The following is a 559-nucleotide window of genomic DNA, read 5'->3' on the forward strand; positions in this document are numbered from 1 at the left end:
CAGGCCAAGCAGCAGCGTGGAAGCAATGGCGCCGGCCAAGGCAACGCGGCGATAGACCTCGTAGGGCGCCAGCACCATGCCGACCGACTCGCCCACCACGAAATTGAGCCCGAACTCCGGCGCACGGTAATAGCCGAAGACCCGCTCCACGCCTTCTGAGCCCGACACCGCCCGATAACTACCAGACTGGGGCGCCTCGCTGGCGAGGTACGGCCTGCTGCTGACCGCCCTGGCCAGCGCGCCCTCCAGGGCCGGCACGCGCGCAAGGACCTGGCCGGAAGTCTTGATGACCGACGCCACTTCGCCATCGCGGTTAGTGAACGTCTGCGCAAAGCTGGCGAACTGCTCCGGACTGACCGAGACCACGACGACCCCGTCGAAGCTGCCCGCGCGCAGGATGGGGCGCGTGAACTGGATCGACCATTTGCGCGAGACCTTGCCCTTCACCGGGTCGCTGATGAACAGGATGTCGCGCCCGCCCGCGTTCTGATGGACCCGGAAATGCTCGCGCCCGCTCAGGTCGACCTTTTCGCCGGGCGCGGGCGGGGCGATGGACGAG

General features: G+C 67.8%; 1 pseudogene. It reads right to left on the bottom strand.

Annotation, left to right across the window (positions count from 1 at the left end):
* Positions 1-559 (bottom strand): annotated as a pseudogene (locus AC07XB_RS39055) (GGDEF domain-containing protein); the annotation flags it as partial.

The sequence above is a fragment of the Cupriavidus sp. GW821-FHT02F09 genome, from assembly GCF_059421605.1.